The sequence below is a fragment of the Streptomyces sp. CA-249302 genome, assembly GCF_050936785.1.
In the GTDB taxonomy this organism is placed as follows: domain Bacteria; phylum Actinomycetota; class Actinomycetes; order Streptomycetales; family Streptomycetaceae; genus Streptomyces.
Window position 1 is genome coordinate 9,894,416 of sequence record NZ_JBNJMG010000001.1, and the last position, 25,778, is coordinate 9,920,193.

Below are 25,778 nucleotides of genomic sequence, written 5' to 3' on the forward strand. Positions count from 1 at the left end.
GCCCAACTCGCCTATGCCGCCTGGGCATCCGTGACGGCCCGTCCCGGCGGCCACGCCTCGTCCCAGCGCAGCTCCGCCTCCAACTGGGCGGCGAGCGAGATCAGCAGCTCCTCGCTCCCGGCGGGTCCGAGGAGCTGCGCGCCCACGGGCAGCCCGCCCTCGACGAACCCCGCGGGCACATTGACACCGGGCCAGCCCAGCACGTTCCACGGCCAGGCGTAAGGGCAGGCGGCGATCATCGCGCGGTCGGTGGCGAAGCCGCTCAGCGGCAGCATCGCCCCGACACGGGGTGGGGGAGCGGCCGTTGTGGGCGCGAGGATCACGTCGTACGACTCGAAGAATCCGCCGATACGACGGTGCAGCACCGCCTCCGCCCGCCGTGCCGCCCGCAGCGGTGCCCCGCCGAGCAGCCGGCCAAGGCGGGCGGCGTCGCGGGTGCGCCGGTCGAGGAGCAGGGGGAAGGGGGCCTCGCCGACACGTTCGGCGAGGCCGACGGTGGCGCGGGGGATGAAGGTGAGGCCGATCTGGCCGTAGGGCGGGTCGGCCTCCACGACGGTGTGTCCCAACCCGCTTATCTTTTCGGCGAGTTGGAGGACCTGGCGGCGCACCTCCGGTCGGAGGCGGGCGGGCAGGGCGGTGAACGGGGGCTTGAGGGAGAGCGCGATGCGCAGTCGCCCGGGGTCGCGGCCGGCGGCCTCGGAGGCGTTGATCGCGGGCGGGCGGTGCGGGTCCCGCTCGTGGTTGCCGCTCGCCGCGTCGAGCAGGAGGGCGGCGTCCGCGACCGTGCGGGCGAGGGTGCCGTTGACGGTGATGCCCTGGAAGGACTCGCCGCGCGGCCAGGTCGAGATGCGGCCGCGCTGCGGCTTGATGCCGACGAGGTGGGTCCAGGAAGCGGGGATGCGCACGGATCCGGCGCCGTCCGAGCCCAGTGCGGCGGGCACGAGTCCGGCGGCGACGGCAGCCGCCGAACCTCCCGACGAACCGCCGGGAGTGTGCTCGGGATTCCAGGGGTTACGGGTCGCGCCGAACGCCGGCCCCTCGGTGAACGGCCACTGTCCGAACTCGCAGGTGTTGGTCTTCCCGACGATCACGGCCCCGACCGCGCGCAGCCGCCGTACCGCCTCCCCGTCCTCGGCGACGGACGGGAACTCCCCTTCGCAGCCGAAGGCGGTCGGCTCGCCGGCGACGTCCATGTCGTCCTTGACGGCGACCGGCACACCCAGCAGCGGTTTGCGCACCCCCGCGGCCAACTCCTTGTCAGCGGCCTCGGCTTCGGCGAGCGCGGCCTCGGTCCGGACGAGCCGGAAGGCGTTGAGGGTGGGCTGCGTCGCCTCGATCCGTGCGAGGGTCCGCTCGACGAGCGCCCGGGAGGTGACGGCGCCGTCGGCCAGCGCACGCGCGGTCTCCAGCAAGCCTGCGGAACGGTCGGGCGTCATGCGGCACACCTCCGGGACGACACTGTCTACCGAACGGTAACGTCCGAAAGCGCTTCGCCGGAACGCCTTGCCCGGACCGGCAGTTGGGCGTGTGCGCCACAGTGCTCACACAGAGCTCACCGAGTCATGCGCGAACCATTGACGTGCTGGAAACCTCACCCTTACCTTCTGATCGACTTTCCGAACCTTGTTCGGCATGTCGGACATTGGAGCGATGTTTTCGTACCAGGGAGAGCCGCCGTGACCACACGTCCCCCCAGCCTGTCCCGTCGTGCCCTGCTGCGAGCGATGGCCGTGCTGCCCGCCTCGGCCGTGCTGCTGGGCGAACTGCCCGGCAGCGCCTTCGCCGCCGCACCGGCGAGCGGCTCCGCCACCCGGTACACGATCGTGCCGTTCCTCAACAGCGACGACGGCACGGTGAACGTCTACCAGTCGGACGACGCCACCGACTTCCGCCTCGTGCAGTCCTCCGCGTACACCCCGCCGAGCAATCGCATCCGCGACGCGAGCGTCTTCAAGCACACCGACGGCTACTACTACCTCACCTACACCACGCACACCTGGCAGGACGTCAGCACCACCATCGGCTTCGCGCGCAGCTCGGACCGGGTCAACTGGAGCTTCCTGTACGACTACACGGTGCCGATCACCGACCTGTCCCGTGCGTGGGCGCCGGAGTGGTTCGTCGACAGCGACGGCAGCGTCAACGTCATCGTGTCCTGCTCGGTCACCAGCGACGAGTGGATCTTCACCCCGTATCTGCTGACGGCGACCAACTCCGCGCTCACGGCGTGGACTTCACCGGTCGCCCTGTCCGGTATCGGCTCCAACCACATCGACACGTACATCGTGAAGGTCGGCTCGACGTACCACGCGTTCACGAAGAACGAGACGGCCAAGTACATCGAGTACGGCACCGCGTCGAGCCTCGCCGGACCGTACACGATCTCGAAGACCGGCGACTGGGCCGGCTGGGGCAGCTACCGCGAGGGCCCGTCCGTCATCCAGCTCGACAACGGCGGCTGGCGGATCTTCTTCGACGGCTACGGCGACGGGAACTACTACTACAGCGACAGCTACGACACCTTCGCCACCTGGTCCACCGCGAAGGCCCTGCCCTCGATCTCGGGCACGGCCCGCCACTTCACGGTCATCAAGGAGACGGTGACGGGCGGCCCGAGCCTCTCGAAGAACGTCACGCGTTCCTTCCAGTCGGCCAACTACACCACCCGCTACTGGCAGGAGCAGTCCTCGCTCCTCAACCTCCCCGTGGTGACGAGCTCCAGCACCAGCGCCGAGAAGTCGGCGTCCACCTTCACGGTGGTGGCGGGCCTGGCCGACTCGAACGGCTTCTCCTTCCGCGACGCGTCCGGCAACTACCTGCGCCACTACAACTTCCGCGCCCGCTTCGACGCGAACGACGGCACGTCGACCTTCGCCAAGGACGCCACGTTCATCGCGCGCACCGGCTCGTCCTCGGGCTCGATCCGCTGGGAGTCGTACAACTATCCCGGCTACTACCTGCGCCACTACAACTACCAGTTGGTCGTCAACGCGACCGACGGGACGGATCTGTTCCGGACCGACGGATCGTTCGTGCCGGTCACCGCCTGGAGCTGAACCCGGCAAGAGTGACCTCGATGGTCGATCAGGCCGGTGGAGGCAGGACCGGCCTGCCCGACGCCGTCGCGCGGATCGCGTGGATGTGGAGGTCCACCGCGGCGGCGAACAGGGCGTCGTCGTCGGTGGCGACGGCGAGCGCCGGCACGTGGGACAGGCGGGGTTCCTCGCGGGCGACGTTCGCGTAGAGCGCGGCGAGGGCCGTGTCGTCCTTGCGGCGGGTGTCGGCGTCGAGGGACTCCCGCATCGCGTCCACGGTGAGCAGGCCCATCAGCGTGTCCGTGAACAACTGGTAGTGGAAGAGCGCCTGTTCCTGCGTCAGCCCCGCATCCAGGAACAGCCGCAGCGTGGCGAGCGAGACCGCCTGGTCCCCGGGGCCCCCGGTGTTGCGGTAGCCGAGCCAGGCGAGGGTGACGGCGTGCCGGCGGCCCACCTCCCGGCCCAGACCCGCCAGTTGGCGCAGGTCCTCGGCCCAGTCGCCGCCCGGCGTGAAGCGGCCGGCGATCTCCACGAAGATCCGGTCGGCCAGGGCGAGCATCAGCTCGTCCTTGTCCCGGAAGTGCCGGTACAGGGCGGTCGCCGCCACGCCGAGCCGACTGCCCAGCGCCCGGAAGGTCACGCCGCTCGGGCCCTCGGCGGTACTGATCTCCACCGCGGCCTCGACGATCTCCTCGCGGGTGAGCGCCCCGCCTCGACGCCGCTCTCGGACGGTCCCTGCATCCCCCACGCGCTGTCCCTCCCTGTGCTCGGCCCTGTCCGGCCGTCGGCCTGTCCCGACGCTCGCCGCCTGCCGATGATCCTAAGGAGAAACTGCGGGAACAGTCTAGACAACAGTGTTCACATCACTGTTCAATCCTCGGCAAGCCACACCCCGTCTCCCCGCTGGAGCAGTGATGCCGCTTCCCGTGCAGCGCGCCGAGCCCGCCCCCGTGCCCGACACCGCGACCCAGGTCATGGTCGCGATGCGGGACGGAACCCGGCTGGCCACCGACGTCTACCTGCCGCCCGACCGCACCGGCCGACTGCCGACGGCGCTGGTCCGGCTGCCGTACGACAAGAACAGCCGTTACGTCTTCATGGACCGGATCGCCGCGTATCTCACCGCCCGCGGTTACGCCGTGGTGGTGCAGGACGTGCGCGGCAAGTTCCGCTCCGAGGGCGAGACCATGCCCTTCGTGCACGAGGCCGACGACGGCTACGACACCCTCGACTGGATCGTCCGGCAGGACTGGTCCGACGGCCGGGTCGGCATGTTCGGGGACTCGTACTACGGCGCGACCCAGTGGGCCGCCGCCTCCGCCGGACACCCGGCCCTGCGGGCGATCGCTCCCCGGGTCACCGGCGCCGACGGCATCCGCCCCGACTACTGGCACCGCGACGGGATCACCCAGCTCTTCGGCGCGCTCTACTTCGCCGCCTACTGGACCGACAACTGGTCGTACGAGTTCGCCCCGGACCTGACCCGGCGCCCGCTGTCCGCCGTGATGGACACGATCGCCGAGGGAATCGGCTCCCGGCCCGCCATGTGGGACGCCTACTTCCCCGAGGTCAGGACCCTGCCGGCGTTCCCGCACGGGCACCCCTTCGACGGCCGCCCGATCCCGGTGCTGCACCAGGCCGGCTGGTACGACAACTGCCTGAAGCCCAGCATCAACGACTGGGCCGAGCTGGCCGCACGGCCGCGGTGGGCGCCGTTGCAGTACCTGCACGTCGACTCGATCGACCACGAGGGCTATCACCTGGACGACGTCCCGGTGCCGCCGGAACTGGACCACGCGACGGTCGACTCGGCCGTGGACCGGCTGCTGCCCCGCCACCTCGATCCGCTGGTGGCGTTCTTCGACGTGTTCGTGAAGGAGGAGGGCGCGGCGGAGAGCCTGCCGCGGGTGCGGTGGCACCACGGGCACGTCGGCGATCGTACGGCCGCGGCCTGGCCCCCGCCCGGAGCCCGCGACCTCCGGCTCCGCCTGTCGGACGCGCCGCGGGCGGCCGTCGACGAGCGCGGTGGCGGGCTGAGCGCGGATCCGGCGGCCGCGGAACAGGCCGTCACCTGGGTGCACGATCCTGCGGATTTGGTGCCGAGCCTGCTGGAGGACTCGTTCTCCGCCGTGCGCCACCACGTCGACGAGGCGTCCCTGCACCGCCGTTCGGACGTCCTCACCTTCACCACCGAGGCGGTCACCCAGCCGCTCGACCTGGCGGGCCCGGTGCGGGCCACCCTGAACGTAGGGACGGACGGCCCGGGCGCCCATGTCCACCTCAAGCTGCTGGACGTCTCACCCGACGGCCGCGCGCATGTGCTGGTCAGCGGGCAGCGGCTGATACCCGGCGGACCACCCGCACCGGCAGCCTTCGACCTCACCCACGCGGGCTACCGGGTCCGCCCCGGCCACGCCCTGCGCCTGCACATCGCCTCCAGCGACTTCCCCACCTACCTCCCGCATCCGGGCACGGAGGAGAACCCCTGGCTCGCGGCGACCGGCAAACCCACCACCCAGACCCTCACCACCGGCGGCGAACGGCCCTCCTCGCTCTCCCTGACCGTCCTGGACCCGGAGCGCGTCTCATGACCTGGCGGCAACTGCTCGCCGCGGCGGCTTCCGTCACGGCGCTGGCCCTCGGCCTCTCCGGCTGCACCGGCCTGCCGGCGGCCACACTCGGGAGCGGGCTGCTCCGGACGACCTCGGACCCGGCACGCGGCCGGTTGTCCTCGCTGGTCTGGGACCTGCCGACCGGCGAGCCGACCACCCTGGACTACCAGCAGGCGGGCGACTCGTCGCCGTATCTCGTGGTCAGCAATCTCTGCGACAGCCTGCTGCGCCTCAACCCCGACTACAGCACGTCCCCGGCGCTCGCCAGGTCCTGGAAGCGGCCGGATCCCCGGACGCTGGTGCTGCGGCTCCGCGACGACGTCCGGTTCTGGGACGGTACGGCGCTCACCTCGGCGGACGTCGTCTACAGCCTGAAGCGGCAGCTGGACCCGAGCGCGGTGGCCAACTCCTTCTTCGTCAACGTCAGTTCGATCGAGGCGACCGACGCCCACACCGTCACCGTGCGTTTCAGTAAGCCGGACGAGCTGTTCCTCAAGGAACTGGCCACGACCGCCGGCACGGTCGTCCAGGCCCGCTACGCCCGGCGCGCGGGCAGGAAGTTCGGCACCGCCGCCGGTGGTCTGATGTGCTCGGGGCCGTTCCGGCTGGCGAAGTGGACCTCCGGCGCGAGCATCGAGCTGAAGGCCAATCCGCACTACTGGGACACGGCCCACCGGGCGCACGCGGACAAGGTCACGCTGCTGTTCGTCACCGACACCACCGCGCTCACCCAGGCCCTGGCCAGCGGCGCGATCGCGGGCGCCTACGAAGTGCCCAACTCCGCGCTGCCCACGCTCACCGGCAGCCCCGGCGGCCGGCTCTACTACGGCCCCAGCCTCAAGTCGCTGCAGATGATCCCCGTCCAGTCCACCGGGATGTCCGCGGACCCGGACATCCGGCGAGCGCTGAGCCTGGCCATCGACCGGCGCCAACTCGCCCGTACCGTCTACCGCGGAGCCGCCGTCCCCAGCACCACCGTGCTGCCGGAGACCGGCTGGGACCCCGCCGCCAAGGCCGACTACCAGGCGGCCGCCGCCTCGATGCCGCTCGTGCACGCGACCCCGACCGCCGCGGATCTGAAGGAGGCCAGGGCACTGGTCGCCAAGCACCGGGGCGAGCTGCGCTCCGCGGTCCTGGCGGTGCAGGCGGGCTCCCAGGACCTGCTCAGCACCGCGGCCGTCATCCAGCAGGCCGCCAGGTCCATCGGCATCACGCTCACCGTGCGCCAGCTGCCCGCGCTCCAGTTCTCCAGCATGTTCTACGACCCCTCCTACCGGAAGGGCCTCGACTTCGCGCTGGCCGAGACGTTCCTTGACATCCCCGACCCGCTGGACTGGGTCCCCAACCTGGCGCTCTCCGACGCCATCTTCAACTGGACCGGCTTCTCCGACCCGGTCGTCGACTCCGCGCTGGCCGAGGCCCAGCAGACCAGCGACCCCCGGGCCCGCGCCGCCCTGATCATCGCGGCGCAACGCCGCTGGGAGGCCCGCACCTTGGCCGTCCCGCTGCTCTCCCTGCACGAGGTGACCTACATGAACAACGGCATCACCGGCGCCCCCACCTCCTTCGCCGCCCTCTTCTCGCCCTCCCTCGCCCGGATCGGAAGCAGGTGACCGCCGTGCAGCCCCTCGCCCGCTCCGCGCTCACCTGGCTGCTGCGCCTGCTCGGCACGGCCCTCACCATGCTGGTCGCCGCGTTCGCGATGTTCGCCGCGCTGAACCTCGCCCCGGGAGACCCCGCAAGCCGGCTCGCCGGACCGCGCGCCTCCGCACGCACCGTCGACGCCATCCGCCGCCAACTCGGCCTGGACCGGCCGCTGTCCGTGCGGTTCTGGGACTGGCTGACCGGCCTCTTCCACGGCGACCTCGGCACCTCCCTCACCTACCGGCAGTCCGTCTCCTCGCTCCTCGGCCCCCGGGTCACCGACACCCTGCTGCTCGTCGGTTACGCCGCCGTCCTGATCGTCGTCCTCGGCCTCGGGCTCGGCATCTGGTCCGCGGTGGCCCGGCGCGGCGGCACCGTCGTCGCCGCGTTCACCGGCGTCGGCCTGGCCGTGCCGGCCTTCGTCGCCGCCTCCGCACTGGTCGCCCTGCTCTCGGTGAAGGTCCACTGGTTCCCCGCCCTGGGCGGCGGCGGACCCGCGCTCGGCGACCGCCTCCACCACCTCACCCTGCCCGCGGTGACGCTCGCGATCGCCTGGGCCGCCTATCTCGCCCAGATCGCCCGGGCCGCCGTCCGCGAGGAGGCGGGCCGGGAACACGTGGAGACCGCGCGCAGCCGTGCCCTGCCCGGCGGGCGCATCCTGCGCCGACACATCCTGCGCAACGCCATGATCCCGATCAGTACGGCCGTCGGACTGACCGTCGGCGGGCTGATCGCCGCGGACGTCGTCGTGGAGCAGGCCTTCGGTCTCAACGGGCTCGGCTCGGCGCTGGTGGCCGCCGTCGCCCAGAAGGACACGCCGGTCGTCCAGGCCGTCGGCCTGCTGATGGTCGTCGTCTTCATCGCCGTCAACAGCGCGACGGACGTACTCAATTCGGCCCTTGACCCCAGAATCCGGGCGGTGAGTTCCCGATGAGCGACGCCACCGAAGCCGCGCCCGCCCTGCGGCTCGGCACCCGCGGACTGTCCCTGCGCATCCGCGCCGGACGTCTCACACCCGGCACCGCCGTACCGGCCGCGCTCGCCGTACTCCTCGTCGCGCTCGCCGTGCTGGCGCCCGTCCTGGCCACGCACCAGCCCAACACCGTGGACATGGCCGCGGCCAGTCAGGACCCGTCCGCCGCGCACTGGCTCGGGACCGACGCCCTCGGCCGCGACCTGTACTCCCGGCTGCTGTACGGCGCCCGGGTCAGCCTGCTCGGGCCCGCCCTGGTCATCGTCGGCGCCACCGTGGGCGGAGTCGCCGTCGCGCTGCTCTGCGCCTGGCGGGGCGGCTGGCTCGACCGGGTCGTCAGCCGGATCAACGACGTCCTCTTCGCCTTCCCCGGACTGCTGCTCGCGGTCCTGGCCGTCGCCGTCTTCGGCCCCGGCCTCACCGCCCCCGTGGTCGCACTGGCCGTCGCCTATCTCCCGTACATGGCACGCATCGTGCGCTCGGTCGCCGTCCGCGAGCGGCGGCTGCCCTACGTGGCCGCCCTGGAGGCCGCCGGCATGTCCGCCTGGCGGATCAACCTGCGGCACCTCCTGCCCAACCTGACGCCGTTCGTCGTCGCCCAGGCAACCGCCGCCTTCGGCTCCGCCCTCATCGACCTCGCCGGGGTCTCCTTCCTGGGCCTGGGCGTCCAACCACCCACCGCCGACTGGGGGTTGACGGTCTCCGAGGGGCAGTCCTCCCTGCTCGCCGGGGCGCCCGGGCAGAGCCTGATGTCCGGCGGCCTGATCGTCGTCACCGTCGTCGTCTTCAACCTCCTCGGCGACACGCTGACCGCCCGCATCGACCGGGAGGACCCGCGATGAGCACCGCCCCCGCCCTGCTCCGCGCGGAGCACCTCGGCATCGACCTGCACCGCCGGCGGCAGCAGCCCCGCACCCTCGTCCGCGACGTCACCTTCGACCTCGCCCCCGGCGAGGCCCTGGGCCTGGTCGGGGAGTCCGGCTCCGGGAAGTCGCTGACCTCACGCGCCGCCGTACGGCTGCTGCCACGGGACGCACGGACCCGCGGCACCCTCGCCTTCGAGGGCCAGGACGTCCAGGCCATGAGCCGTGAGCGGCTCACCCGCTACCTCTCCCGCGAAGCCGCGATGATCTTCCAGAACCCCCGGGCCCACATCAACCCGGTGCGCACCCTCGGCGACTTCCTCACCGAACCCCTCACCTGCCACCTGGGCCTGACGCGCCCTCAGGCCGAGGAACGCCTCCTCCCACTGCTCGCCGACATCGGCATCGCCGACGGCCCGCGCCGCCTGCGCCAGTACCCGCACCAGCTCTCCGGCGGGCTGCTGCAACGCATGATGATCGCCTCCGCCCTGGTCACCGAACCCCGGCTGCTGCTCGCGGACGAACCCACCACCGCCCTCGACGTCACCACCCAGCAGGACGTCATGGCCGTACTCGACGAACAACGGCGCGAGCGGAACCTCGCGTTGCTGTTCGTCACCCACGACCTGGAACTGGCCGCGGCCGTCTGCGACCGCATCGCCGTCATGTACGCCGGCACGATCGTCGAACTCCGCCCCGCCGCCGACCTGCACACCGGCCGCCGCCACCCCTACATCGCGGGCCTGCTCGCCGCCCGCCCGGGCCTGGGCGAGCCGGGCGCACGGCTGCCCGTCATCCCCGGCCACCCGGCCGCCGCCCACGAAACCGGAGAGGGCTGCCCCTTCGCCGCCCGCTGCGCCTTCACCGAGGACCGCTGCCGCACCGAACGCCCCGCACTGCACCCGGACCCGACCGGCTCGGTCGCCTGCCACCGCGCCGCCGAACTCGCGGGCGACCTCGACCGCCGAAAGGAGGCCGCGACATGAGCGCGTCCGCTGCCGTAACGCCCGTACCCCTTCTCGACGTCTTCGGTCTGACCAAGCGCTATCCCACCCGCCAGGGCGAGATCACCGCCTGCGAGGACGTCAGCTTCCGGGTGGCGCGGGGTGGGGCCCTCGCCCTGGTCGGTGAGTCCGGGGCCGGGAAATCGACGGTCATCCGGCTCGTCGCCGGTCTGGAGGAGCCGTCTGCCGGGCGCGTGGTCCTGGGCGGCAACGGTGACGGCGACAGCGACGGTCGTCGGCTCCGTGGTCGCGCCGCCCGTCTGGCCCGCGCGGCGACCGTACAGATCGTGCACCAGGACCCTTACTCCAGCCTCGACCCGCGCCAGCCGATCGGCGACGGGCTGGCCGAGCTGCTGCGCCTGCACGCCCACCGTCTGCCCGGCGACCTCACCGACCGCTCCGCCCGCCGGGCCAGGGCCGCCGAGCTCCTGGAAACCGTCGGCCTGCCCGGCCTCGCCCACGCCCGGCCCGCCCGTCTCTCCGGCGGCCAGCGCCAACGCGCCGCCATCGCCCGCGCCCTGGCCCTGGAACCCGACGTCCTCCTCCTCGACGAGGCCGTCGCCGCCCTGGACGTCTCCGTCCAGGCCCAGATCCTCAACCTCCTGGCCGACCTGCGCGAACGCACCGGCACGACCCTGCTCTTCGTCACCCACGACCTGGCGGTCGTACGGCAGTTGTGCGAGGAGGCCGTGGTCATGCACCGGGGCCGCATCGTCGAGCAGGGCCCGGTCGCCCGCATCTTCACGGACCCCCAACACCCGTACACCCGGACCCTGTTGGCCTCGATCCCGCGGCCGGGCTGGCGACCGCACCGCATCCGGCGGGAGGTGCGGACGGGCGGCTGAGGCCGGCTACGCACGACTCGACGCGCTCGACGAGACCCCTCTCTTCAGGTTCGGCTCCACCCGGCCGCGTCGGTGGACGGCGATCATCCAGAGCGTGGCGAGCAGAGCGCCGGTGGCGAGGACGACGAGCAGCTGGGACGTGTGGGTACCGGCGCTGTCCGCCGCGCGGGCGACGGGGTTGGCCAGGCCGAGCCGGTCCACCAGCCAGCCGAGGGCCGCGGCGGCGGTCAGCGCCGCGCACGTGGCACGCACCGCGGCGTGCCTGCGCAGCCGGGTGAGACAGATCAGGCTCGGCAGCGCGAGGAGGACGAGAAGGAGCTGCATGCATTCGATGCCGAAATTGAATCCCGCAAGGCTGAGGGCCAATTGTTTGGTGGAGAGATTCATCTCGGCAAGGGTGAGCGAAAAGGCCAGGCCGTGCCCGAGACCGAAGACTCCGGCGACGACTGCTTCCCGCCCGGGGAAGATCGGGCGAATTGCATGCACGGCACCGACGAGGATACTGAAGGCGATAAATGCCTCGACCGGCTGGGCCGGAATGTCGAGACGACCGAAAGCACTCAGTGCGAGTGCGATGGAATGCCCGACGGTGAATGCGAGCGTGGTCCGGCCGATTCGGCGGACGGCGGTGCGGGCGCTCGTCAGCCCGCGCCAGCGCTTTCCCGCCGCCTCAAGCGGTGCGGGCAGCAGGAGAATGAGCAGGAAAAGCAGGTGATCGGTGCCTTCGAGAATGTGACTGGCACCCAGCCGGAACATGGCGTACGTCCCGTTCCAGACACTCCCGCTCTCCAGATTGACGGTCAGGGGGGCCACGGTCATGTTCCGGGCGTCGATGCGGATGACACCGACCTGGGTCGCACCGTCCTGCCCGTCGCCGCCGACCCGGCCGGCGGCCCAGTCCTGGCGGACGGAGACGAGGATGGTGTGGGTGACGACCTGGTGGACGATCGCGTCGTAGTCGAGGACGAAGCGGCGCGGGTCCCCACCGGCCGGCGGAGTGAGTGTGGCCTTGACAGTCAGTTCGCGATAGGGGCCGGTGGAGGTCTGCTCCGTCCGGCCCAGTGCCATGGACCCGAAGCTGACGGACCACGCCTTGCCCTGCTTGGTGGTGGGATGCACATGGGCGGTCAGGTAGCGGCGGATCGCGGGGGTCCGCGCCGACAGCTGCCCGGCCGTGGTGGAGTCGTCCAGGGCGATACCGCTGGCCCGGGAGAAGTCACTGACCGGCAGGTCCAGTTCGGCGGTCACCGACGTCTCGTGCACGTCGAGCAGCAGCACCGAGTGGGGCATGGGATGCGCGGCAGCGGGCGGCGCTGCCAGAAGCAGCGCCGCCGTCACCGCCAGCGCGATCCCGGCCAGCATGCGCAGTGCATGCGACGGTGAGATCGGCAGACGGTTCATCAGAACGAGAACTCTCCCCCGTAGTCGGTGTTGTGGTCGCGGTAGACGGTGTGGTAGTGGATCTTGCTGGTGTAGACCACGCCGTCCTGGCAGACGAACTCGATCCAGACGCCCGGTCCGTCGATACGGACGTAGTCGCCCTGGGTGTCGAAGTCGGTGCCCCCGGAGTACGCGATGTAGGTCTCGTCGAGCTCCGACTCGTAGGTGCTCAGCACGGACTCCGCGGTCGTGTCGTCCGCCACCTCGACCCACGGGGCGATGGCGGCCAGCACCAACTTCTGCTGCGCGGAGGTGAGTTCGCTGACCGCCAGGCCCTCCTTGGTGGTCGGGAAGTCGCCGTCGTCACCCGGGCCGAGCAGCACGTCGCTGAACGACTCCGAGAGCTTCGCCTCCGACAGCTCGCTGGTGCTCAGGCTGCTCAGCATGGACTGCATGGCGTCGCTCTGCGCGGCCAACGGCTCGTACGAGGTGCCGTCCTCGGTCCAGCTGGTCGGCTCCACCCCGACGAAGTACGGCGTGGTGCCCTCGACCTCGCCGTCCTTGTAGGTGAGGTTGACCGCGAGGTGGTGACCGCCGAAGTGCAGCTGCCACGTACCGCTGGTGCTCGGGGTGCCGAGGAACGCCAGGTAGTAGTTGCCGCTGCCGTAGCCGCTGGCGGTCTCGCCGAGGTAGTCGTCGGCCGCCAGGATCTGCGAGACCTGGTCGTACCCGGTGCCGCTGCCGGTACCGGTCGCCGCCTCGACCACCGCTTTGGCGGCGGTCAGCTGCGTGTCGCTGAGCGTGCTGAACTCGATGCCGACCCGGCAGGTCGAACCGCACGGAAGGTTCGACCAGGCGGTGGCGTTGGCCTCGGTGAAGTCGAGGAGCACCTCGGACTGCTGGTCGTCGTCCAGCGTGTCCAGGAAGGTGTTGGCCGCGTCGACGACGTCCGACACCGAGGAGGACGCCGAGGTCGCGGTCGTCGAGGCGTCACCGCTTGTCGAGTCGCTCGAACCGGTCGCCGCATTCGCGTTGACATAGACCGCCCCGAAAAGAAGGGCAGTACCTGCCGCGAAGGCCACGCCGGCCCGCTTCCACCGATTCTTTAACCGGCGATGCGTGTTGTTTTCCGTCACCTTTGACGGTCCCTTCTGGGTAGGCTGTGCAGAATCTCGCGGCTGATAAATCCCATGGGGCTTTCGCGAACCCTGCACCGTTGTTTGGGTGAGATAAATTCCACCAGTCGCCCCTGTGGATGGAATCGAGCGGCACTCGGATTCAGCTGTGCGATCCTGTGGCGGGCGTCCATGATTTTCAGGTTCTTTACCTGAGTTCGATTGGCCCGATTCGCGCCTGAAATTCGGTTTTATCGGGGCTTTCGTTTGACGATTCCACGCACATGGGCGTAGGCGACCGCGTGGACGCGGTCGCGCAGGTCGAGCCTGGTCAGGATGCGGGAGACGTGGGTCTTGACCGTCTCGTCGCCGATGCCGAGGCGGGCGGCGATCTCGGCGTTGGTGTGCGCCTCGGCGATGAGGAGCAGCACCTCGCGTCGCCGTGCGGTGAGCTGGTCCAGGGCGGCCACCCGGACCGCGGCGATGAGCTCCTCCGGCGGCAGGCTCTTGAGCAGGAAACCGCTGGCCCCGGTCCGGCATGTCCGCGAGCACGCTCGTCACCGACCCCCTTCTCGGGCTGGTGTTCGGCACCCTGGCCGGCTGCCTCGGCTCCCGCTTCGCGGTGCTGCTCCACCTCAACAACCCCGCCAACTCCCTTGGCCAGGAAGGCAGCTGACCGATGTGCCCGCAAGCACGCAACCCGCGCCGGTCGTCACGCCACCGCGCCGGTCGACATCGTCCACACCGAGAAGGTCAAGGCCGGCCCCTACAACCTGACGGTCGGCTTCTCCAAGGGGCCGCTGGGGCCAACCAGTCCCTCGACTTCACCTTCGCCCCCGACGGCGGCATCGGCGGCCAACCGGCACGCCACCCCCGCAAGTTGTCGGTCTGGGGCCTGGACGTCCAGTCCCTCTCCACGGCCGGGAAGTGGAGCTTCACCTTCACCATCAACGGCAGCCAGGGGCAGGGCACGGGCACCCTGAGCAACATCACCGTCCTCGATCAGCCCGGCCCGCCGTACGCCGTCAGCTGGAGCATCTGCGCCCTCCCGGTCGGCGGCCTGATCGTCTTCCTCGCCGTCGCCTGGTGGCGCCACCGGCCCTCGCGTCGGCTCGCGGTTCTGGAGTGGAGCCCAGTGTTCTCTCAGATGTGCAGAGTGGGCCGGTAGACGAGCTCTTGGATGCGGCCGTCCAGCGTCCGGGACCCGATGAGTTCGAGGTCGTAGTCGGCCGCACCCCGGAAGATCGGGTCCAGTCCGGTCCGGCCGGTGATCACGGGGAAGAGCGTCACCTGGACGCGGTCGACCAGTCCGGCGGCCATCAGCGCCCGGTTCATGGCGAGGCTGCCGTGCGAGCGCAGCGGCACCTCGGACTCCTCCTTGAGCCGGGCGACCACGTCGACGGCGTCGCCGCTCAGGACGTGGGCGTCCGGCCAGTCGAGGGGTTCCTTCAACGTGGTCGACACCACCGTCGCCGGCAGGCTCCGCATCCGTGTGACCCACGGGTCACGCACTTCGGCACCCTCGTCGGCCGAGGCCAGCATCGCCGTGAACGCCCGGAAGGTGTTGGCCCCGAAGACCATCCGCTGCTCCTCGCCGTACTCGGCGAGGCGGTGGTCGAGGAGTTCGGGGCCCTGCTTGCCCCAGTAGCCGGTCCAGTCGCCGCCGGCGGCGCCGAAGCCGTCGAGGCTGGAGAACACGTCGAACGTGTAGGTGGCGGTCATGGTGGTCTCCTCGCGGGCGGTTGATCGCTGTCGGAGATACAGACCGGCGGCCGTGGCCGAACTCATCGCCCCCGGACGGGGGTGCGCAGGGCCAGCAGGGCGACGTCGTCGTCGTTCGTGGTGGGGCGGACGCGGTGCAGGAGTTGGTCGGTGAAGGCCGTCAGCGGGCGGTGGGCGAGGGCGGCGGCATGGCGGCGCAGCCGGTTCAGCCCCGTGTCGAGCGTGTGACCGGGAGCTTCGATGAGGCCGTCGGTGTAGAGCACCAGCGTGGAGCCGGGCGGGAGGACGGCCGTGGCGTCGGGGCGCGGGGCGACGGCTCCGGTGCCCAGCAGGATGCCGTGGCCGTCGGTGAGGTACTCGGCCAGGCCCTCGTGGGTGATCAGCAGCGGCGGGGGATGGCCCGCGTTGGTCCAGGACAGCCGCCAGTCCCCGGCGGCGGCTGCTTCGATCCGCGCGAAGATCATGGTGGCCATGGTGACGTCGGTGATGTGCTGGACCGCCTGGTCGAGCCGCTCGACGATCCGGCTGGGCGGCTCCTGCCGGGACCAGGCGTAGGCCCGCAGCATGTTGCGCACCTGGGCCATGCCGGCCGCGGCCTCCAGATCGTGGCCGACGACGTCGCCGACGGCCAGGGCGGTGGAGCCGTCGGACAGCCGGAAGGCGTCGTACCAGTCCCCGCCGACCTGCGAGGCGTCCGGCGCGGGCAGGTAGCGGACGGTCATCTGCAGATCCGGTACGCCGGGCATCTGCGGCAGCAGATGGTTCTGCATGGTCTCGGCGACCTTGCGCTGGCGCTGGTAGAGGCGCGCGTTGTCCAGGGCGAGGCCGGCCCGGCGCGCGATGTCCTCGATCAGCGGGAGTTCGGCGGGGGTGAAGGGGACGGGATCCTCGGCGCGGCCGAGGGTGAGCGCGCCCAGGACGGCACGGGTGCTGCGGATGGGGGCGATGGCCGCGGAGTGCATGCCGGTGGCGTCGAACAGGTGGCGTTGTTCGAGGGCGATGCCGGTGTCCGGGGCGCGTCGGTAGGTCTGCGGGTCGGCCAGCGTGGAGGCGACCCCGCGCAGCGCCCGGGACAGCGGCATCTGGGACGCCTCGGGGACCGGCGGCATCGGCCCCTGGAGATCCTCGTGGCGCACCAGCTTGTCGCCGTCGGCGTGCACCACGACCGTGCGCCACACCTCGTCCCGCTCAGTGATCAGGTCGACGATCGCCCAGTCCGCCAGCCGGGGCACCACCAGGTCGACCAGCCGGTGCAGGGTCTCGTCGGCGTCGAGGGTGGAGGTCAGCCGGCCCGTGGTCTCGGCCAGCAGGGTCAGCCGTTCGAGCTCCGTGAGGGCCGCGGCGGCCGGCTCGGGCGGGGGCACGGTGGCCTGTGGGTGCCGGGCGGGGTGGAAGACGACCAGGGTCCCGCTGTCGTCGTCGCCGAGGTCGTACGGCGTGATCAGCCAGGAGACGCGCAGCAGCGAGCCGTCCGGGCGCGCGAAGTGCTCCCCGTCGCCCTGTGCCGGGTGCCCGGCGCGGAAGGCCTGCCGCATGCCGCACCGGGTTCTCGGGATGGGTCGGCCGTGCGGTCCGCGGTGCAGCAGGTCGTGCGCGTCGTGGCCGAGGAGCTGTGCGGTGGAGCGGGCCAGCAGCCGCTCGGCGCGGGTGTTGACGGCGACGATGCGGCCCTCCTCGTCGACGACGTACGCCCCGGTGCCGATGGCTTCCAGTGCGCGGCCGAGGTCGGCGGAGACCGCCGAGGCGGGCCGCTTCCGTGCGGCCTCCGGATTCTCCGGCCCGACCATGTCCTCGCCTCGCCTCCTCGCCGACCGGGCTGCCGCCCGTACCCGTCGCGCGCAGCCCTTCCCGCGCGCACCTTGCGAGTGCCCTGTTTTGCCGCCCGTCCACCATGCCCGGCCCGGATCCGGCGTTCCCGGCCGCCGGGACGCCCACCACGCCAGGCGCGAAATCCCTTCTCACCAGCGTCAGTTCCGTCCTTCACGAGTCCGCCCGCGCAGCCCCCCGCCCGCGACGACGGCCGGCGCGGCCACCGCAGTCAACGCCCACCGCGGACCCGCCGGCCGTACGACGACCGCTGCGCGGCCCGCGACAAGGCCGGCGACGGGCCGGTACGCCGGCTTCCACATCGCCCGCCGCACCCGCTTCTCGATGTCGTCGCCGACGGTCTCCCGGGCGACCCCGTCCTCGGCCCGGGCCACGGCGACGGCCACCGCGATGGAGGTGCGGCGCAGTTCCGTGGTGAGCGGGAGCAGGGGCGCTCCCGGGGCGGTGGGGGCGACCTGGGCGGCGACGGCGTGGGCCGCGGCGGAGAGCATGGCGTCCGTGACGCGGGTGGCGCGGGCGACGACGGCACCGAGGCCCAGGCCCGGGAAGACCAGCGCGTTGTTGGCCCGACCGATCTCGTACGTGATCCCGCCGCCGGCGACCGCCTCGAACGGGCTGCCGGTCGCGACCAGCGCACGCCCCTCGGTCCAGTCCAGCAGCTCGGACGGCACCGCCTCGGCCAGCCGGGTCGGATCGGACATCGGCAGGATGATCGGGCGCTCGGTGTGCGCGGCCATCTCCCGCACGACGGTCTCGGTGGAGGCGCCGCCCTGGCCGGAGGTCCCGACCAGCACGGTGGGCCGGACCCGGCGGACCACTTCCGCCGGCGAGGTGCCGCCGGCCTTGTCGTCCCGCTGCCAGCCGGCGGACTTCCTCGGCCCGACGATCGCCGAGTCCGTCAGACCCGCGTGGACTCGGCACGGCGGGCCTCTCCGACGGGCAGTTCCACGATGGCCGGCAGGGCGAGGAAGACGATGGCCGCGGTGACGAGGAACGCGGTGCGGTAGCCGGATTCGGACGGTATGGCGGAGTGCGCGGGGGTGGCTCCGGCGACGATCGCGGCGGCGATCTGGGCGCCCAGTGCGCCGCCGATCGTGCGCAGGATCGTGTTCATTCCGGTGGCGACTCCGGTGTTCCGGGCGTTTACGGCGCCCACGACCAGGTTCCCGACGGAGGCGAAGGCGAGTCCGTACGCGATGCCGAGTACGGCCCCGTCGAGCGCGACCTGCCACGGGTGGCGGTGGGCGAGTGCCAGGGACAGCAGGGCGAACGTGCCCAGGGCGGCGCCCGACTGGAACACCAGCCTTGCTCCGGCTCCGGCCGTGAGTCTGGCGGCGAGCGGTGCCGCGAGGACCATGAAGGCGGCGATCGGCGCGATCAACAGGGCGGTCCGGGCGGGGGAGTAGCCGAAGCCGTAGCCGGCGGTGCGGGGTGTCTGGGCCAGGGCCGGCAGCAGCGTCACGGCGGCGAACATGCCGACGCTGACGACCAGCGTGGCGATGTTGGCCGAGGCCAGCCGACGCCCCGCGAGGAGACGTAGGTCCACCAGCGGCTCGCGCACCCGCGACTCCGTCATCGCGAACGCGGCCGCGGACACCAGGGGCAGGGCGGCGAGCAGGAGGATCGCCGGCGACGACCAGCCCCAGAGCCGACCCTGACTGATCGTCAGGAGCAGGCAGACCACGGTGACGGTCAGGAGCAGTGCGCCGGGCACGTCGACACGGGCGCGGTCGCCCGGCGTGCCGGGCGCGGGCAGCCGCGTCGTACCGGCCAGTGCGAGCAGCGCGACGGCCAGACAGCCCCAGAAGAGCCAGGCCGGCGAGGCGACGCCGACGACCGGTCCGGCGGCGACCATACCGACCGCGCCGCCCACACCGAACATGGCGCTCAGCGCGGCGACGAGCCTCCCAAGTCGCTCCGGCGGAACGGTGGTTCGGGCCAGGCCGAACGCGGCCGGGAACACTCCACCGGACAGCCCCTGGACCGCGCGGCCCGTCAACATCCCGGCGAACCAGCCGGAGTTCGCGCCCAACGCGGCCAGCGCACTGCCGACGGCCAGACAACCGAGGCCGACGGCCATCACGGTCCGGTGCCCGTACTGGTCCCCGAGCCGGCCGGCGATCGGTGTGGCCACGGCGGAGGCCAGCATGAAGGCGGTTAGCAGCCAGGTGGCCGAGGGTGCGCTCACCTGGAGGTCCCGGGCCAGAACGGGCAGCGCGGCGAGGACGACCGTCTGGGAGGCGGCCACCCCGAAGGCGGCCAACAGGAGGACGGGCACGGCCAGTTGACTGCCGGCCGTCTCCTGGGGTGCGCGAACCGTACCGGGTCGTCGAAGCGAACGGCGTGCGGACAGGATCAGACCGCCCACCGCGATGAGGATCCACATCAGGAGGTGGCCTCCAGCCGTCCCTGTGCCCATGCCCGGGCGGCCGTCACGGTCTCCGCCGTGTGCGTGGGGCAACCCCACAGTTTCGCGCCCGCGCGGATCGCCTTCGCGTTGGCCTGTCGCACCTCGGCGGACACGACGAACGCCAGCCCCCGACAGGACACGGCCAGGCCCGGACGCAGCCGCCTCAGCAGGCGCACCCGTTCCGTCGCGGCGGAAAGGCGCGGGCCTCGACGGACGGTCGGCGGCATTCGTACGACGGCGGCGAAACCGCCACCCCGGGCCCGGGCCGTTTCCACGGCCGTGCCCAGCGCGTCCGCCACCGCGGCCGGCGCTTCGTCGCCGGTCAGTTCCGATACGTCCACGACCACCAACGGCCATGTGGGGAATGCCGGTTCAGGGTCAGGAGTCACCCGTCCACCTCCATCACTCGCGTGGTTAGGTGACCCTAACAGAATAGTGACCAGTGGTCACTAAGTACTCCGGCAAGCATCACCTCCTGGCCGTTAGGGTCGGATCATGCAGTCCCGCCCCCCGAAGATCGGACGCCCCGCCCGCCTGAGCCACGAGCTGATCGTGGCCGCCGCCCTCCAGAGCGACCTGGCCACGCTCACCATGCGGGACCTCGCCGCACGCCTGGGCGTCTCGCACTCGGCGCTGTACCGCTGGGTCGCCGACCGCGACCAGCTCCTCGACCTGATCAGCGAGACCATGGTCGACCGGATCCTGCCGGAGAGCGAGCCGACCGAGGACACCTGGCGGGAGTGGCTGGCCGAGCTGGCCTGGTCCATGCACGACCATTTCCTGGCCGTCCCCGGGTACGCGACGCACGTCGCGCGCCCGCACCGGCACAACGCGGCCTCGTTCGGGCGGCTGCGCGACCGGGTCGTCGGGGCGTTCCGCGTCGCCGGCTGCACCGAGGCCGTGGCCGAGCAGAGCTGGACCATCTTCGGGCTGGGCGTGGTGCAGTGGGTCGGCACCGTGGAGTCCGCCGGCGAACTCCACGGCCTGGCACCGCGCTTCGACCTCTTCCTCGACGTACTGCTGCGCGGCCTGCCCGCCCGCCCCTCACCCCGCTATCCGCGTCCTCCGGAGTAGCCGCTCGGCACGGGCGCCGGTGTTCAGAGGGACTGCTTCATCAGCCAGTCGCGGATGCCGGGGATCGAGTACGCGATCTGCCAGGTGCCCATGTGCGCGTTCGAGGCGCCGGTGGTGTCGGTGACCGTCCCGGTCCGGAAGGTGGCGTAGTTCACCGGCGCCTTCTGCTTCTCCAGGTTGCGTACGTCCGCGGCGAACTGCGCGGCGGTGGATCCCGCGTCCCACACCGCCGTGCCGACCTTGGTGCCTTCCGCCTTGATGACCTGGGTGATGGCGTTCTCGCCGGGAAACGCCTTCGTGTCGTCCTGCGAGACGAGGATCCACAGCTTCTTCCGCGCCAGGGGCGCGGCCTCGCTGTCCGGCCACTGTCCGGCGACGATGTAGGCCGCCGCGAACAGGTCCGGGTAGTGGATGTTCAGTCCGAGGGAGAGCATCGCGCCCATCGACTGGCCGGTGGTGTAGCGCCGCTTGGGGTCGATGGCGTACTTCTCGGTCACCGCCTCGACGAGATGGGCGGTGGTCTCGAAGAGGTTGGTCGGCTTGTAGTTGTCGTCGATCACCACCTCGCCGTACTCGGGCGCGAGCACGAAGGCCTCGTGCCTGGCCTGGTCCTCGGGGCTCGCCCAGCAGACCGCGCCCACGCCCTGGACCAGCGGGCCGATCGTGTCGACGTTGACGACGCTCGCGTCGTGCATGAACAGCACCAACGGGTACTTCTTGCGCCGGTCGTGGCCGCGGGGGATGAAGAGGTTGTACTTGAGCGTGCGCCCCGTGGCCGGATCCTCGAAGGTGAACTGCTCGAAGTCGTCGACGATCAGGTTCACCACCGCGCTGGTGGCCACCGCGTCGCTCGCGGCGTAGCGCGCGCCGCGGCTGGTGGTGATCGTGCCGGTCTGGGTGACGGTGGCCTGCGCGGGCACGATCGGGCCACCCGGGGTGGTGTCGCCGGCCTGCGGTCCGCCCGCGCCCGGACCGGGGTCGGTGCTGCCCGACGAGCTCGGCTCGGCGGAGGCAGGGGCGGACGCGGACGCGGACGCCGACGTGGACGCGGTCGCGCTCGGGGTGGGCGACGCACCGACCGCGTCCTTGCCCCACAGCAGGGCCGCCTTGTCGTCGGGCGAGAGCTCGACCACGACATACCGGCCGTCCCGGCCCCGGTCGGCGAGTTCGGCGGACCGGTTCGCGTAGACCTTGGTGACCGTCCGGTCTGCGACTGCGAACGCCGAAACGGTGAGCGAGGAGTCGGCGATGTCGTGGTCGTACTCGACCGTGACGGCGATGAGCTTCTGGCCCTCGCCGTAGACCTTGGTGATCGCCGTGGCGCCGGTGATGTGCCCGCTCCGCGACGCGGGGTCGTCCGAGCCGGAGGCGACCGCGACGGCACCACCGCCGAACACGGCCGCGGCGCCGATCCCGGCGGATCCGGCGATGAGCGTACGCCTGGTGACCAAAACAAGCTCCTTCATCGGTGGGGGCATCGGTGGGGGCATCGGTGGGGCGACGAGACGGCCTGGCCGAATTCGCCCCCTCGGTATTCGGCGGGCGATAATGAGCCACTTTTCCGAGCCGGCGGGGCGAGAAAGCGAATGGCGAGCCGGCGTTCCGTGAGCGTGGCACCCGTGCCGTGGACGGTCAACGACGGCGGTGCGGGACCTATGGTTGCGCGGAATGACGACACCGCCCCCACCTGCGGGATGCTCCCACTTTCTGTGGAGACTCTGAGCAAGTGCACAGAATTCACAGGGAGTTGAAACACGTGGTTCATTCGGGCGGACAGTACAAAGCGCCCGAAATATTTTCGGCCCCGGGCTTTGCCGTGCCATCGGAGATTCATGGGTCTCTCATTCTTCTCGGTCATAGTCATCCGCAGCCGCTGACAAGAACCGCCCGGTACCGACAATTTGCGAGGTGCAGCGAGATGACCGACAGCGAGACGAGCGGAAACAGAGAGGCGGATCGGCGCAGTTTCATGCGCAGGGTGTTCCTGGCCTCAGGCGCCACGGCGTTCACCGCCATGGGCGGTGCCGGCGCGCTGGCCTTCGCCGACGACGGCACCACCACTGCCTCGGCCACCCCCACCGACGGCGCGAGCCCGTCACCCAGTGCGAGCCCCACCCGGGCGCCCGGCGGCGGCGGACCCGGCGCGCAGACCATCACCGAGGACTTCTACGGCCTGACCACCGACGGCAGGCAGCTCGACGACCTGTTCACGATCCACTCCCAGGGCGTCGACACCGCGCCGGTCGTCACGGCCGCGAACGCGTTCCTGGCAGGGCTCACCGACACCCAGAAGAAGGCGACACAGTTCACCGTCCGCTCCACCGAATGGCGCCAGTGGAGCAACCTGGACCCGGGCGAGTTCGCGCGGCAGGGCGTGTCCCTGGCCGACCTGACGGACGCCCAGAACGCGCTGGGCACCGCGCTGATGACGGCGGCGCTGAGTGCGGACGGTCTGGAGACCACCGAGAAGATCCGCCGTATCAACGACGCCGCGGGCAAGCTGGTCGGCAAGAACGACAACTTCAACGACGAGTTGTTCTACTGGACGGTGATGGGCACGCCCTCCGCCACGGAGCCGTGGGGCTTCCAGTTCGACGGCCACCACCTGGTCGTCAACTACTTCGTCCTGGGCGGCCAGGTCGTCATGAGCCCCTGCTTCTGGGGGTCGGAGCCGACCTCGCTCGACATCGACGGCGAGACCGTCTCGGTCTGCCAGGAGGAGGTCGGGGCGAGCCTGGCGTTCATCCAGTCGCTCACCGAGACCCAGCGGACGACCGCGATCATCTCGGCCACCAAGGCGGACGAGGACATGAAGGCGGGCGCCTTCGCCGACAACGCCGTCCAGGCGTACGCCGGCATCCGTGCCACCGCGCTGACCGCGGCCCAGAAGCGCAAACTCCTCGCGGTCGCCGAGGCGTTCGTGAACCGCGCGAAGGCCGACGTGGCGAAGGCGCGCATGGCCGAGATCCACGCCCACCTGGACGACACGTACGCCGCGTGGATGGGCGGCACCGGGGACGACGACCCGTTCTACATGCGGGTGCACAGCCCGGTCGTATGGATCGAGGTCGACTGCCAGGCGGCGGGCCCGCTGGGCGGGGCGTACGGCAAGACCCGGGCCGACGGCCCCAGCCAGATGCACGTCCACTCCGTCATCCGTACGCCGAACGGCAACGACTACGGCCGGGAACTGCTCCGGCAGCATTACCTGACGTCACCGCACCACCGGTGATCCCCGCGGCCCGGACGCGCGCATGCCTCAGGCGCGCGCGTCCGGGTCCGTGGCCGTCAGCCGGCCGTGGCCCGCCACTCCGCCTCGGGGTCCAGCGGCAGCTCGGGGCGGTCGCGCTTGAACTCCTCCGCCTGCTCCTCGACCTTCGGCAGCGCGTGGTCCGGCGCGCCGAACCCGCGGAACAGGGTCGTGCAGTACTCACGGGCCAGGAACGCCGCGTCCCACTGCCCCTCCGGATTGACCCACTGGTACGTGTGGTTGTGGAGGTTGAGGAACTGAAGGGTCGCCAGCCGCGGCGGCATGGCACGGAAGGTGCCCTGGTCGACGGCCTCCGCGAGCAGGTCGGAGATCAGCTGCTCGAAGTCCGAACGCTGGCCCAGCAGCGTCTTCAGCTCGGGCCCGCTCAGGCTGCGGTAGTCGTGCTCGTAGACCCAGATGTGGTCCAGCCTGCGGAAGATGATCGTCAGCAGCGACTCCGACAGCAGCCGCAGCCGCAGCAGGGGATCCGTGTCGAGCTCGGTGATCTGCCGGGTGCGGGTCAGCAGCGGACCCATCACGCGCCCCTGGATCTCGACGAGCAGGTTCTCCTTGGAGCCGATGTAGTAGTACAGGGCCCCCTTGGCGAGGCCGACCGCCCGGCCCAGGTCGTTGATCGACGTCGCCGCGTACCCCTGCCTGGCGAACAGTTCCGCCGCGACGTCGATGATCTTCTGTCGTCTGACCTCGAAGCCCGGTCCGTGGCCCGGCGGTCGTGGCATGGATCCTCTCCCCGCTCGATGTTCTCGAGCTGTTGACTGAAACCGACTCCCGGCACCACGTCGGACGGCTTGCGCACATCCGGGGGAAGCGGTCTCCGGGGACGTCACCTGGTTTGCTGGACCCAACGGTACGTTAAGGGGTGAAGCCCGGGCGGGACATGGGCGCGCTGCCCGCGCGAACAGGGGTCCGGACACCGACAGCCGCGAGACACTCTTCCTGTGACGAGTGTCTCGAGTGAGGAGCGGCGCATGACCACGGTAGGGATCGCCACCGGTGCCGGTCGAGGGACGGGCGAGGCATGCGCGCGGCGCCTCGCCGACATGGTGGACGTGCTGCTGCTCACCGACCGGAACGAGGCCGCGGTGGCCGCGCTCGCGAAGGACCTGTCCGGCTCCGGTCACCGGGCCGTCGCCGAGCCGCTCGGCATGGACGTCACCGACCCGGAGGGCCTTTCCCGCCTGGCCGACCGGGTCGCCGGGCTCGGCACCCTGCGTGCCGTCGCGCACGCCGAGAACGTGGAACCCGAGGACGCCGACTGGCGCGGGATCATCGAGGTCGACTTCGTCGGCACCGTCCTGCTCGCCGAGGCGCTCCGCCCGCTGGCCACGGCCGGTACGGCCTTCGTGTACTGCGCCTCGGTGTCCCCGCTGATCGCCCACATCGACCCCGCCCCGGAGGTCGCGGCCGTCCTTGACGGACCGCCGGAGGAGGACTTCGTCGACCGGATCCGCGCGGCGATCGGCCCGGCCCTGGAGGACGCGGCGTGGGCCTACCCGTGGGCCACCTACGGAGTGCACCGGTTCGCCCGCGCCGAGGCGGTCCGGCTCGGCCCGGTGGGCGCACGTGCGTGCTCCGTGTCGCCGGGCGCGATCGACACCCCGCAGATCCGCCTGGAGACGGCCCGGTACGAATCGGTCAAGGAGCTCATCCGGGGTACACCGCTGGGCCGTACCGGCCGGTACGAGGAAGTCGCCGCCGTCGTCGCGTTTCTGCTGTCCGACGAGGCGAGTTTCGTGAACGGCATCGACGTAGCCGTCGACGGCGGCCTGCTCGCCGCCGTCCGGGACGAGTGACCAACCCACTCCCCTGTGTGATTTCTTTCACATCCCTGGGCTTCCGGTTTGATGTCATCAGGGATTCTACGCGCGTAGTGGACTGAACGTCCCAATCGAAAGGTTCAGTCCACTTACGCGATCTCTTGACCCTGGTCGCGTGGCTCGGTTTCATACCTAACCGTCTGTCAAATCCCCAGCACTTCCTGGCGCGTTTCCGCATGCCCGGAC

24 protein-coding genes are annotated in these 25,778 nt (G+C 71.2%); 12 read left to right on the plus strand and 12 right to left on the minus strand.

Translation table 11 applies throughout. The features are described 5' to 3' along the window. Positions 1–11 precede the first annotated feature (11 nt). Positions 12–1,436, minus strand: coding sequence for an amidase (locus tag ACQEWB_RS44670; RefSeq protein ID WP_432841748.1), 1,425 nt, complete (start codon positions 1,434–1,436; stop codon positions 12–14). Positions 1,437–1,676: 240 nt separating this feature from the next. Here ACQEWB_RS44670 and ACQEWB_RS44675 point away from each other — a divergent pair, with 240 nt between their 5' ends. Further along, a complete protein-coding gene (locus ACQEWB_RS44675; RefSeq protein WP_432841750.1) occupies positions 1,677–3,056 on the plus strand; it encodes a glycoside hydrolase family 43 protein in 1,380 nt (459 codons plus the stop codon). Positions 3,057–3,084: 28 nt separating this feature from the next. Here the strand turns inward: ACQEWB_RS44675 and ACQEWB_RS44680 are convergent, their stop codons facing one another. Further along, on the minus strand, positions 3,085–3,783 hold the full coding sequence (locus ACQEWB_RS44680; protein WP_432841752.1) for a TetR/AcrR family transcriptional regulator: 699 nt from the start codon (positions 3,781–3,783) through the stop codon (positions 3,085–3,087). A 166-nt stretch (positions 3,784–3,949) separates the two neighbouring features. On the opposite strand from ACQEWB_RS44680, the gene ACQEWB_RS44685 reads away from it, so the two are divergent. The 6 genes from ACQEWB_RS44685 to ACQEWB_RS44710 are packed head-to-tail and all read left to right on the plus strand — an operon-like array spanning position 3,950 to position 10,976. Further along, complete coding sequence (locus ACQEWB_RS44685) at positions 3,950–5,626, plus strand: CocE/NonD family hydrolase (RefSeq protein ID WP_432841754.1); 1,677 nt, start codon at positions 3,950–3,952, stop codon at positions 5,624–5,626. Then, positions 5,623–7,260: an ABC transporter substrate-binding protein gene (locus tag ACQEWB_RS44690; RefSeq protein ID WP_432841756.1), complete on the plus strand. Its 1,638-nt coding sequence runs from the start codon at positions 5,623–5,625 to the stop codon at positions 7,258–7,260. The genes ACQEWB_RS44685 and ACQEWB_RS44690 overlap by 4 nt, the downstream gene beginning before the upstream one ends. Positions 7,261–7,265: 5 nt before the next feature. Then, on the plus strand, positions 7,266–8,225 hold the full coding sequence (locus ACQEWB_RS44695) for an ABC transporter permease (RefSeq protein WP_432841758.1): 960 nt from the start codon (positions 7,266–7,268) through the stop codon (positions 8,223–8,225). Next, positions 8,222–9,106 carry an ABC transporter permease gene (locus tag ACQEWB_RS44700; protein ID WP_432841760.1) on the plus strand — a complete coding sequence of 295 codons (885 nt, stop codon included), beginning with the start codon at positions 8,222–8,224 and terminating at the stop codon, positions 9,104–9,106. Before ACQEWB_RS44695 ends, ACQEWB_RS44700 begins: the two co-directional genes overlap by 4 nt. Beyond that, positions 9,103–10,113 (plus strand): ABC transporter ATP-binding protein, encoded by a 1,011-nt coding sequence (locus ACQEWB_RS44705; RefSeq protein WP_432841762.1) that lies wholly within the window; start codon positions 9,103–9,105, stop codon positions 10,111–10,113. Before ACQEWB_RS44700 ends, ACQEWB_RS44705 begins: the two co-directional genes overlap by 4 nt. Further along, entirely contained in the window at positions 10,110–10,976 is an 867-nt protein-coding gene (locus ACQEWB_RS44710; protein ID WP_432841764.1) for an ABC transporter ATP-binding protein, read from the plus strand. Before ACQEWB_RS44705 ends, ACQEWB_RS44710 begins: the two co-directional genes overlap by 4 nt. A 6-nt stretch (positions 10,977–10,982) precedes the next feature. Here the strand turns inward: ACQEWB_RS44710 and ACQEWB_RS44715 are convergent, their stop codons facing one another. The 3 genes from ACQEWB_RS44715 to ACQEWB_RS44725 form a co-directional block, all read right to left on the minus strand. Beyond that, positions 10,983–12,377: a HupE/UreJ family protein gene (locus tag ACQEWB_RS44715; RefSeq protein ID WP_432841766.1), complete on the minus strand. Its 1,395-nt coding sequence runs from the start codon at positions 12,375–12,377 to the stop codon at positions 10,983–10,985. After that, entirely contained in the window at positions 12,377–13,438 is a 1,062-nt protein-coding gene (locus ACQEWB_RS44720; protein ID WP_432841768.1) for a DUF3500 domain-containing protein, read from the minus strand. Before ACQEWB_RS44720 ends, ACQEWB_RS44715 begins: the two co-directional genes overlap by 1 nt. 284 nt (positions 13,439–13,722) lie before the next feature. Continuing rightward, on the minus strand, positions 13,723–13,941 hold the full coding sequence (locus ACQEWB_RS44725; RefSeq protein ID WP_432841770.1) for a response regulator transcription factor: 219 nt from the start codon (positions 13,939–13,941) through the stop codon (positions 13,723–13,725). A gap of 68 nt (positions 13,942–14,009) precedes the next feature. On the opposite strand from ACQEWB_RS44725, the gene ACQEWB_RS44730 reads away from it, so the two are divergent. Together ACQEWB_RS44730 and ACQEWB_RS44735 are read left to right on the plus strand one after the other, a co-directional pair. Further along, positions 14,010–14,147, plus strand: coding sequence for a hypothetical protein (locus ACQEWB_RS44730; protein ID WP_432841772.1), 138 nt, complete (start codon positions 14,010–14,012; stop codon positions 14,145–14,147). Positions 14,148–14,351: 204 nt separating this feature from the next. Next, the gene (locus ACQEWB_RS44735) at positions 14,352–14,639 is read left to right on the plus strand and encodes a hypothetical protein (RefSeq protein ID WP_432841774.1); all 288 of its coding nucleotides are present in this window, start codon (positions 14,352–14,354) and stop codon (positions 14,637–14,639) included. Here ACQEWB_RS44735 and ACQEWB_RS44740 read toward each other — a convergent pair. The 5 genes from ACQEWB_RS44740 to ACQEWB_RS44760 all read right to left on the minus strand — a co-directional run bounded on the left by ACQEWB_RS44740 (position 14,615) and on the right by ACQEWB_RS44760 (position 19,771). Continuing rightward, positions 14,615–15,193, minus strand: a complete 579-nt coding sequence (locus tag ACQEWB_RS44740; protein ID WP_432841776.1) for a dihydrofolate reductase family protein — start codon at positions 15,191–15,193, stop codon at positions 14,615–14,617. The genes ACQEWB_RS44735 and ACQEWB_RS44740 overlap by 25 nt on opposite strands. A 62-nt stretch (positions 15,194–15,255) precedes the next feature. Then, a complete protein-coding gene (locus ACQEWB_RS44745; RefSeq protein WP_432841778.1) occupies positions 15,256–16,980 on the minus strand; it encodes a SpoIIE family protein phosphatase in 1,725 nt (574 codons plus the stop codon). A 180-nt stretch (positions 16,981–17,160) separates the two neighbouring features. Then, on the minus strand, positions 17,161–18,033 hold the full coding sequence (locus ACQEWB_RS44750) for a malic enzyme-like NAD(P)-binding protein (protein ID WP_432844343.1): 873 nt from the start codon (positions 18,031–18,033) through the stop codon (positions 17,161–17,163). Next, a complete protein-coding gene (locus ACQEWB_RS44755) occupies positions 17,919–19,406 on the minus strand; it encodes an MFS transporter (protein WP_432841780.1) in 1,488 nt (495 codons plus the stop codon). The genes ACQEWB_RS44750 and ACQEWB_RS44755 overlap by 115 nt, the downstream gene beginning before the upstream one ends. Beyond that, the gene (locus tag ACQEWB_RS44760) at positions 19,406–19,771 is read right to left on the minus strand and encodes a hypothetical protein (protein ID WP_432841782.1); all 366 of its coding nucleotides are present in this window, start codon (positions 19,769–19,771) and stop codon (positions 19,406–19,408) included. The genes ACQEWB_RS44755 and ACQEWB_RS44760 overlap by 1 nt, the downstream gene beginning before the upstream one ends. A 154-nt stretch (positions 19,772–19,925) precedes the next feature. Here ACQEWB_RS44760 and ACQEWB_RS44765 point away from each other — a divergent pair, with 154 nt between their 5' ends. Continuing rightward, positions 19,926–20,504: a TetR/AcrR family transcriptional regulator gene (locus tag ACQEWB_RS44765; RefSeq protein ID WP_432841784.1), complete on the plus strand. Its 579-nt coding sequence runs from the start codon at positions 19,926–19,928 to the stop codon at positions 20,502–20,504. A 23-nt stretch (positions 20,505–20,527) separates the two neighbouring features. Here the strand turns inward: ACQEWB_RS44765 and ACQEWB_RS44770 are convergent, their stop codons facing one another. Next, a complete protein-coding gene (locus ACQEWB_RS44770) occupies positions 20,528–21,955 on the minus strand; it encodes an alpha/beta hydrolase-fold protein (RefSeq protein WP_432841786.1) in 1,428 nt (475 codons plus the stop codon). Positions 21,956–22,422: 467 nt separating this feature from the next. On the opposite strand from ACQEWB_RS44770, the gene ACQEWB_RS44775 reads away from it, so the two are divergent. Beyond that, positions 22,423–23,736, plus strand: coding sequence for a DUF3500 domain-containing protein (locus ACQEWB_RS44775; RefSeq protein ID WP_432841788.1), 1,314 nt, complete (start codon positions 22,423–22,425; stop codon positions 23,734–23,736). A 56-nt stretch (positions 23,737–23,792) separates the two neighbouring features. Here the strand turns inward: ACQEWB_RS44775 and ACQEWB_RS44780 are convergent, their stop codons facing one another. Continuing rightward, positions 23,793–24,494: a TetR/AcrR family transcriptional regulator gene (locus tag ACQEWB_RS44780; protein WP_432841790.1), complete on the minus strand. Its 702-nt coding sequence runs from the start codon at positions 24,492–24,494 to the stop codon at positions 23,793–23,795. Between the two features lie 249 nt (positions 24,495–24,743). On the opposite strand from ACQEWB_RS44780, the gene ACQEWB_RS44785 reads away from it, so the two are divergent. After that, positions 24,744–25,568, plus strand: a complete 825-nt coding sequence (locus tag ACQEWB_RS44785; protein ID WP_432841792.1) for an SDR family oxidoreductase — start codon at positions 24,744–24,746, stop codon at positions 25,566–25,568. The last annotated feature ends 210 nt before the right edge of the window (positions 25,569–25,778 follow it).